The sequence below is a fragment of the Mycolicibacter acidiphilus genome (assembly GCF_018455725.1).
Lineage (GTDB): Bacteria > Actinomycetota > Actinomycetes > Mycobacteriales > Mycobacteriaceae > Mycobacterium > Mycobacterium acidiphilum.
Genome location: NZ_JAHCLR010000018.1, coordinates 44,264 through 52,616, shown reverse-complemented (window position 1 = coordinate 52,616; position 8,353 = coordinate 44,264). Strand labels below are relative to the sequence as shown.

The following is an 8,353-nucleotide window of genomic DNA, read 5'->3' as shown; positions in this document are numbered from 1 at the left end:
GACCGCGGCTGCACCCACCCGGGGTGCACCGTCGCCGGCTACCACTGCCAAGCCCACCACAACAACGACTACGCCATCACCGGCACCACCGACGCCGACGACCTCACCTGGCGCTGCGGCGGCCACCACAGCCTCATCACCAACCACGGCTGGCGAACCCGCCGCCGAAAAAACGGCGACATCGAAACCATCCCCCCACCGCACGCCGACCACGGCCAGCCCCGCACCAACCACTACCACCACCCGGAAAACCTGCTCCGCAACAGCGAAAACGACGATGGCGAAGACGGAGACGGAGACGGCCCGTAGCCGCTGACGTCCCACTGTTAGTCACTCAGGTCGCCGCCCAGGCCGAGCAAATCGGCCAGGTTGACCACCGTTCCCCCGAGGGCCTCGGCGACGGGGGCGATCACCCCGTCCATCACCGCGAACGGGATCAGCCCGGCCAGCGCGCCGATGCCCTGCTCCAGGCCGCCGAGGATGTCGCCGGATTGGAACGAGTCCGTCAGCAGGGTGACGGCCGCGTTGGGCAGGCTGCTCAGCAGCGCGGTGCCGGTGTCGCCGAGCGGCAGCAGGGTTGCGTAGTCACCGGAGAGGGTGCCGGTGATGGCGTTGACGATGTCGGCAAGCGACGAGGACGGGGTCGCATCGGAGATCGGGAAGTTCGCGAAGCCGGCACCGAGGAAGTTGCGGGCCAGCGCCAGCAACTCCGGCAGGTTGGTCAGCAGCTGCGTGGGATCGGTGGCGGTGGTGAACCCCATGGTGTGCGCGGCGCTGACCAGCGGTGCCAACGCGTCGGTCAGCGCTGTCTGGGTGGCGGTCGGATCCTGCAGGTCGTGGACGGCGTCGGTGATCCCCTGTTGGGCGCCGTTGGCCAGCGCGGTGAGCAGCTGGCCCGGGTCGATGTTCGTCGGCCACAGCCCGGCCTGGGTCGCCACGTCCGCGGGCCCTTGATTCCAGCCCTCGGTGAGGCTGCCATAGCCCAGGTCCACCAGGATCCGCATGTCCGGCTCCAACAGGTCGTAGAGGACCTTGCCGCCGGGGCCGAACAGCAGCAGCGGCTCCAGCAGCGGCAGGTACGGATCGGGGACGACGTAGTAGTTGGTCAGGGTGTCGGCCGCCGAGGTCACCAGCTGATGCGCGTCGGCGATCTGCTCGGGGGTCAGCGCTGGATACAGCAGGTGCTGGAACACGATGCCGAGCAGGGCGTTGATCGTGGACAGCTCGTTCAGCGGATACCGCGGGAAGTCGGCGAACCCGTCGTACTCGTTGGTGTAGACGTCGGTGGGGTACAGGTCGTTGGGCTGCGGGCCGGTGAACGTGATGCCCAGCGATGGGGCCGACGGGTGGGCGCCGGCCGGAACGTCGAACATCGACAGCACGCCGCCGTTGGGGATGGCCTCGTCGCCGACCAGCACGAAGTGGACGTCGTCGGTGGGCACGCCCAGCTTCGCCAGGTCCGGCATCACCATCGTGGAGATCACCGAGCTCTGCGACCAGCCGAAGACCACCACCGGGTTGACGGCGTCGACGTGCCCGCCGGCGATCTGCGCCATGATCGCGTGTTCCAGGATCTGCACGCCCTGGGCGTTGGAGGTGTCGTTGAGCAGGCTGTGGACGCCGGTGATCGGATACAGCCCCTCCGGTGTGTTGACACCCTGCGTCACCCCGGTGAATCCGCGCGGCGCCAGGTACAGCTGGTCGACCATGTCGATGTAGCTCTGCGGCGGGATCGGGATACCGCTGGGCCCGAGCACCAGGGCCACGCCGCCGCCGAGCGGTGCGTCGGCGGCGGTGAGGATCGCCGTGCGTGCGTTCGACGGCGGTGCGGACGGGAGCGGTGCGACGGCCAGTCCGGCCGCCGCGACGACGATTCCGGTGCCTGTTCGCAGAACGTGGACCATCAACTACCCCTTGCCTCAGACCGTCAGATTGAAATGCAACTGAGTTGCACTTTAACTGAGTCGAGCCTGAGCAGACAGTGTCTGGCGGTAGATTTTCGAGGTGACCAGCACGCCCGTGCGCCGGGGCCGAGGGCCGCGCAAAGCCGAGGAGATCCTCGTGGCCGCGCTGCGACTGCTGGCCGAACGGGGCTACGACGATTTCACCGTCGAGGTCGTGGCCGCACGGGTCGGCGTGAACAAGACGACGATCTATCGGTGGTGGCCGTCCAAGGAAGCCCTGCTGGGCGCCGCACTGCTCGACTCCGAAGCGCTCTACTTCGACATGCCCGATACCGGCAGCCTGCGCGGCGACCTACTGGCGCTGGCCGAGCATGTCGCCGGCCTCCTCGTCGCGAACACCGCTGTGGTCACCGCGATCTTCGGTGCGGCACAACGTAAACCACAGTTGGCCGAGTTGCTTCACGACTTCTCCGCTGACCGCCTCGCACGGGAACGGCCCATCTTCGAGCGGGCCGTTCAGCGTGGTGAACTGCCGCCCGACGTCGATCCCAAGACCGTGATGGATCTGCTCGACGGCGCGATCTGGTTCCGGGTCCTGGTTCGCGGTGAACAGATCCCGCCGGGATTTCTCGCCGCGATCGTCGACGCGATTCTGGCCGGGAGCACTTGCCGCTAGGCGTTCTCAGTCCGCCTCAGTCCTCTTTGGCCATCCGCAGCCCCGACGCCAGCCCGTCGATCCAGATCGACACCATCAGCTCCACCACCGGCGGGTGGTTGGACGGCATGAACATCTTGGTGAGCTTCCCGACGCGCTCATGGGCCAGCTTCTGGAAATCACGGTCGTCCAGTTCGGGAAACTCCAGGTACTCGCTGCCGATCTTGGCGTTCTGAGCGGCCGTATACGCATCCATCCGCACATCCGATCAGCTGCCCGCGTGTCAGGGAAGGGACGGAAGTCCCCGGTCAGGTGTCGACCGGCTCACTCCCCGGCGAGCAACCCCGCCAGCCGGGCGGTGAATTCCACCACCCGGGCGGGGCTGTCCAGCGCGAACCGCGCCGCGGTGCGCCGGTCGCCGTCGTCGGTGTGCCGGACCAGGATCCCGACGCCGGCGAGATCGGCGGCCTGCACCGCGTCGAACGCGTCCTCGTCGGTGATGTCGTCGCCGAGGTAAACCGGCAGCAACGGGCCGGGCAGCCGGTCGAGGAGCCAGCGCAGCGTCGCGCCCTTGTCCCAGTCGATGTCCGGACGCAGCTCGATCACCTCGCGGCCCGTCGTCACCCGCAGCGCCCGGTGCCGCCCGGCGTCGCGCACCGCCGCCGTCACCTGCCCGACCCGGTCCCGGGCCGCGTTGCGGTAGTGCACGGCCACCGCGAACCGCTTGTGCTCCACCACGACTCCCGGGATTTTCGCCAACCGGTCGCGCAGTGCCGCTGCCGCCTTGGCCAGCGTCTGCACCGCACCGGCGGCGGCCTCGTTCTGGTGGTGCGCGCCGTCGGGCCCGGTCAGCTCGAAACCGTGGCTGCCCGCGTACCAGATGCCGGGCAGCCCGATCCGGCCCCGCACGTCGGCCAGGTCGCGGCCGGACAGCACCGCGACCGGGCACACCGCGGCCAGCGCCGCCAGCGCATCCACTGCGCCGGCCACCGGCTGGGCGGCGTCGGGGTCGTCGACGATGTCGGACAGGGTCCCGTCGAAGTCGAAGAACACCGCCGGGCGGGTCCACGGGGCCGGGTCCGGCGCCGGCAGTGCCGACATCGGCCGGTCACCGCTGCGCACCCCGACGTCGTCCGGGTCGGCCACCACGGCGTCGGCGCCGTCTTGGCCCATCCCGACCACCAGCGCGAAACCCGCACTGCGAGCGGTGATCACCCCGGCCGCGGTGTCGGTCAGCACCGCGCACCGCCCCGGGCGCACCGACAGTGCGGCCGCCGCGCCGGCCGGGTCCGCACCCGCCGCGGCGACCCGCACCCCCGCCTGCCGCAGCCGTCGCGCCAGTCCGTCGGCCGACGCCGGGTCGGCGAGGTCGAGCAGCACTGCGTCGTGACGTCGCGGGTCGATGGTCACCGACTCGTCCAGCATGTCCCCACGGTGCCACAGCGCAAACCGGATTAGCGTGGGAGGGGCGTAGTCAGGCCCATCAGCGCAAGGAGAACCGATGCCCGCGAAGTACGGAATCCTGGTCGGCGTCGACGGCTCGCCGTCATCGATCGCAGCGGTCGACTGGGCGGCCCGCGACGCCGCACTGCACAACCTGCCGCTCACGCTGGCGCACATCCTGGCCCCGCCGGTGGTGATGACGTTCCCCGAGACGCCGATGCCGCCCGGCTACACCGAGTGGCAGCGCGAGCAGGGGGAGCAGCACCTGCGGCAGGCCCGCAAGATCGTCGAGGGCTACACCGGCCCGGCCGGCCCGCTGCGGATCACCGCCGAGACCGTGGTGGGGTCGACGGTGCCGATGCTGGTGGACATGAGCGCCGAGGCGGAACGCGTCGTGGTCGGGTCCCGCGGCCACGGCCGGCTGCGCCGCAGCCTGCTCGGCTCGGTCAGCTCATCGCTGGTCCGGCATGCGCACGGCCCGGTGGTCGTCGCCCACGAGGGTGCTGCGCATCCAGCCGAAGCGCCGGTGGTGGTCGGCATCGACGGCTCACCGGTCTCCGAGGCGGCCACCGCGCTCGCGTTCGAGGAGGCGTCGCTGCGCGGGGTGGAGCTGATCGCGGTCTACGCCTGGCATGACACGTCCGTCGCAGATTTCCCCGGGATCGACTCCGCGGCAATGGCATCCGATGGTGAGCTGGTGCTCGCCGAGCGGCTGGCCGGCTGGCACGAGCGCTACCCCGACGTCACCGTGCGCCGGGTGGCGGTCAGCGACCGGCCGGCCGATCAGCTGATCGAGCAGTCGCAGGCCGCCCAGCTGGTGGTGGTGGGCAGCCACGGCCGCGGTGGCTTCACCGGGATGCTGCTGGGCTCGGTGAGCCTGGCGGTGGTGCAGTCGGCGCACTGCCCGGTGCTGGTGGCACGCGGCGGCACGCCGACGACGTGACCCCCGCTCAGCCGATCGGGAGCGGCTCGGACGCCGGCGCCGGTGCCGGCCGCTGCGGGACCCGGGGCTTGCGGGAGTACACCCGCTGCGGCCACCAGAACCACTTGCCGAGCAGCGCCGCGATCGACGGCGTCATGAACGAGCGGATCACCAGGGTGTCGATCAGCAGGCCCAGCCCGATCGTCGACCCCACCTGGCCGATCACCCGCAGGTCGGAGACCAGCATCGACATCATCGTGAACGCGAACACCAGGCCCGCCGACGTGACGACCGAACCGCTGCCGCCCATCGCGCGGATGATGCCGGTGTTCAGCCCGCCGTGCAGTTCCTCCTTCATCCGGGAGACCAGCAGCAGGTTGTAGTCCGACCCGACCGCCAGCAGGATGATCACACTCATCGCCAGCACCATCCAGTGCAGGTCGAGTCCGACGATGTGCTGCCAGATCAGCACCGATATCCCGAACGATGTGCCCAGGGAGAGCACCACGGTCCCGACGATCACCGCCGATGCGACCACCGCCCGGGTGATCAGCAGCATGATGATGAAGATCAGGCACAGCGAGGCGATCCCGGCGATCAGCAGGTCCCAGGCCGAGCCGTCCTTCATGTCGTTGAACATCGCCGCAGTACCGGCCAGGTAGACCTTGGAGCCCTCCAGCGGCGTGCCCTTCAGTGCCTCGTGCACGGCGTGCCGGATCGGGGCGATGTGGCTGACGCCCTCCGGTGACATCGGGTCGCCCTCGTGGCTGATGATGAACCGCACGGCGTGCCCGTCGGGGGACAGGAACATCTTCATGCCGCGCTTGAAGTCGGGGTTGTCGAACGCCTCCGGCGGCAGGTAGAACGAGTCGTCGTTCTTGGACTCGTCGAACGCCTTGCCCATGGCGTTCTGGCCCTCGGTCATCTTCTCCATCTGCAGCTGCAGCCCCTCCATGGTGGCCTGCATCTTCAGCTGGGTGACCCGCATGTTCTTCATGGTCTCGATCATCGGCGGCATGATCTCGATCATCCGGGGCATCAGCTTGTCGAGGTTCTCCATGTCCGGCATGAGCAGGTCGATGTCCTCGCTCATCTTGTCGACGCCGTCCATCATGTCGAAGATCGACCGGATCGAGTTACAGATCGGGATGTCGTAGCAGTGCGGTTCCCAGTAGAAGTAGCTGCGCATCGGACGCCAGAAGTCGACGAAGTTCTCCATCTCGTCGCGCAGCTGGGCGACGTCGTCCTGCATCTGGTGCATCTTGCCGACCATGCTGTGGGTGGTCGCCGCCATGCCCTTGGTGACCTCGAGCATCTGCTCCATCGACTCGACCGACACCATCATGTCGTCGCCCATCTTGAGCATGTTGCGCATGCTGTCGAGCTGGTACTTCATGTTCAGCTGCTGGGTGGTGCCCTGCATGCTGATCGCGAACGGGATCGTGGTGTGTTCGATCGGGGTGCCCTGCGGCCGGGTGATCGCCTGCACCCGGGCGATGCCGGGCACCTCGAAGATCCGCTTGGCGATCCGGTTGATCACCAGGAAGTCGGCCGGATTGCGCATATCGTGATCGGTCTCGATCATCAGCAGCTCGGGGTTCATCCGGGCCTGTGAGAAGTGCCGGTCAGCGGCGGCGTAGCCGATGTTCGCCGGCACGTAGCTGGGCAGGTACTGCCGGTCGTTGTAGTTGGTTCGGTAGCCGGGCAGGGTGGCCAGCCCGACCAGGCAGACCATCGTGGTCGCCACCAGCACGGCGCCCGGCCAGCGCACGATCACCGCGCCGATCCGCCGCCAGGTGCGGATCCGCATCGCGCGCTTGGGTTCGAGCATGCCGAACTTCGCGGCCACCGAGATCACCGCGGCACCGAACGTCAGCGCCGCCGTCAGCACGACGACCATGCCGATCGCCAGTGGGATGCCCAGTGACTGGAAGTAGGGCAGCCGGGTGAAGTGCAGGCAGAACGTGGCGCCGGCGATGGTCAGGCCCGAGCCGAGGATCACATGCGCGGTGCCGTGATACATGGTGTGGAACGCCGACTCCTTGTCCTCGCCGACCGACCGCGCCTCCTGGTAGCGGCCGAGCAGGAAGATCGCGTAGTCGGTGGACGCGGCGATGGCCAGTGTCACCAGCAGGTTCACCGCGAACGTCGAGAGCAGGATGATGTTGTAGTAGCCGAGCACGGCCACCACACCGCGGGCGGCGCTCAACTCGAACACCACCATCAGCAGCACCAGCAGGACGGTGCCGATCGACCGGTAGACGCTGAGCAGCATGCCGATGATCACCACGAAGGTCAGGGCGGTGATCAGCTTCAGGCTCTTGTCGCCGGCGATGTGCTGGTCGGCGTTGAGTGCGGCCCCGCCGGTGACGTAGGTCTTCACCCCGTCCGGTGCGGGGGTGTCGGCGATGATCTTCTGGACGGCCTCGACGGACTGGTTGGCGAGCGTCTCGCCCATGTTGCCGGCCAGGTACACCTGCACGTAGGCCGATTTGCCGTCCGGGCTCTGCGAGCCTGCGGCGGTCAGCGGGTCGCTCCAGAAGTCCTGGACGTGTTCGACGTGGGTGGTGTCGGCCTCGAATTTCTTGACCAGATCGTCGTAGTAGGTGTGCGCGGCGTCGTCGAGGGGGTGGTCGCTTTCGAGCACCACCATCGCCGAGCTGTCGGACTCGAACTCGTTGAACACCTTGCCGATGCGCGTCATTGCGACCATCGACGGGGCGTCCTTGGGGCTCATCGAGACCGCGCGCATCTGGCCGACCTCGTCGAGCTGCGGAACGATGGTGTTCACCAGCACGGTGATGCCGACCCAGATCAGGATGATCGGGATCGCCAGCCGCCGGATCCACCGTGAGATCGTGGTGTGCTTGGCGGTGTTGGGCGCCGGCTGGATCACCGGCAGCACCTGGGTCGGGGCGTCCATGTCGGGGCGGTTGCTGTGGTTGCTCATGCGGATTTCACAATGCAGAAGGTCTGAGCGACCACGGGGCCGCTGGAGATCCGTTCGTCTTTGACGACGCCGTCGATGGTGACGCGGCAGCCGATGGTGGCACCGTCACCCTGGGCGACGATGTTGGGGCTCACCGCCGGGTTGGTGGTCGACAGGGTGAGCGACCACGGCAGGGTGGCTGCGTCGACACGCTGCGGGGTGGCGTCGAGGTCGAGATAGTTGATGTCGGCGTAGGTGCCGTCCGGGCTCCAGATGTCGTAGACGACGATCTTGGGGTGGAACGGCTTGGTGTCCTCAAATTTGCTGGATCCGGCGGCGTTGGGGTCGGCGCCGAAGTAGCCGCGGATCCGCTGCACCGCGAACATGCCGACGACGACGACGGCCACGACCATCAGTGGCAACCAAGAGCGTCTGAGCACGCCGAGCATGAGGTGGGGGCCTTTCGTGCGGTGCGGGAATCTGACACAGATTAGTGCATC

7 protein-coding genes and 1 pseudogene are annotated in these 8,353 nt (G+C 68.2%); 3 read left to right on the top strand and 5 right to left on the bottom strand.

Annotated elements, in window-relative coordinates; translation table 11 throughout:
- Positions 1-309: pseudogene (locus tag KIH27_RS10920) on the top strand (HNH endonuclease signature motif containing protein); the annotation flags it as partial.
- 17 nt (positions 310-326) lie between these two features.
- Here the strand turns inward: KIH27_RS10920 and KIH27_RS10915 are convergent.
- Positions 327-1,904, bottom strand: a complete 1,578-nt coding sequence (locus KIH27_RS10915) for a PE-PPE domain-containing protein (RefSeq protein ID WP_214092967.1) — start codon at positions 1,902-1,904, stop codon at positions 327-329.
- A gap of 157 nt (positions 1,905-2,061) precedes the next feature.
- Here KIH27_RS10915 and KIH27_RS10910 point away from each other — a divergent pair, with 157 nt between their 5' ends.
- Positions 2,062-2,580 (top strand): TetR/AcrR family transcriptional regulator, encoded by a 519-nt coding sequence (locus tag KIH27_RS10910; protein ID WP_214092966.1) that lies wholly within the window; start codon positions 2,062-2,064, stop codon positions 2,578-2,580.
- A 16-nt stretch (positions 2,581-2,596) separates the two neighbouring features.
- On the opposite strand, the gene KIH27_RS10905 is transcribed toward KIH27_RS10910, so the two are convergent.
- Positions 2,597-2,815, bottom strand: a complete 219-nt coding sequence (locus KIH27_RS10905) for a hypothetical protein (RefSeq protein ID WP_214092965.1) — start codon at positions 2,813-2,815, stop codon at positions 2,597-2,599.
- Positions 2,816-2,883: 68 nt separating this feature from the next.
- Entirely contained in the window at positions 2,884-3,984 is a 1,101-nt protein-coding gene (gene otsB / locus KIH27_RS10900) for a trehalose-phosphatase (RefSeq protein ID WP_214092964.1), read from the bottom strand.
- Between the two features lie 76 nt (positions 3,985-4,060).
- Here otsB and KIH27_RS10895 point away from each other — a divergent pair, with 76 nt between their 5' ends.
- Positions 4,061-4,945: a universal stress protein gene (locus tag KIH27_RS10895; RefSeq protein ID WP_214092963.1), complete on the top strand. Its 885-nt coding sequence runs from the start codon at positions 4,061-4,063 to the stop codon at positions 4,943-4,945.
- A gap of 7 nt (positions 4,946-4,952) precedes the next feature.
- On the opposite strand, the gene KIH27_RS10890 is transcribed toward KIH27_RS10895, so the two are convergent.
- Positions 4,953-7,874 (bottom strand): MMPL/RND family transporter, encoded by a 2,922-nt coding sequence (locus tag KIH27_RS10890; RefSeq protein WP_250149929.1) that lies wholly within the window; start codon positions 7,872-7,874, stop codon positions 4,953-4,955.
- The gene (locus tag KIH27_RS10885; protein WP_214092962.1) at positions 7,871-8,302 is read right to left on the bottom strand and encodes an MmpS family transport accessory protein; all 432 of its coding nucleotides are present in this window, start codon (positions 8,300-8,302) and stop codon (positions 7,871-7,873) included. The genes KIH27_RS10890 and KIH27_RS10885 overlap by 4 nt, the downstream gene beginning before the upstream one ends.
- Positions 8,303-8,353: the final 51 nt, after the last annotated feature.

What these genes read in the sequence shown, in the direction of transcription:
- KIH27_RS10915 (WP_214092967.1), bottom strand. Translation starts at nt 1,904, where the DNA reads ATGGTCCACGTTCTGCGAACAGGCACCGGAATCGTCGTCGCGGCGGCC.
- KIH27_RS10905 (WP_214092965.1), bottom strand. Translation starts at nt 2,815, where the DNA reads ATGGATGCGTATACGGCCGCTCAGAACGCCAAGATCGGCAGCGAGTAC.
- otsB (WP_214092964.1), bottom strand. Translation starts at nt 3,984, where the DNA reads ATGCTGGACGAGTCGGTGACCATCGACCCGCGACGTCACGACGCAGTG.
- KIH27_RS10895 (WP_214092963.1), top strand. Translation starts at nt 4,061, where the DNA reads ATGCCCGCGAAGTACGGAATCCTGGTCGGCGTCGACGGCTCGCCGTCA.
- KIH27_RS10890 (WP_250149929.1), bottom strand. Translation starts at nt 7,874, where the DNA reads ATGAGCAACCACAGCAACCGCCCCGACATGGACGCCCCGACCCAGGTG.
- KIH27_RS10885 (WP_214092962.1), bottom strand. Translation starts at nt 8,302, where the DNA reads ATGCTCGGCGTGCTCAGACGCTCTTGGTTGCCACTGATGGTCGTGGCC.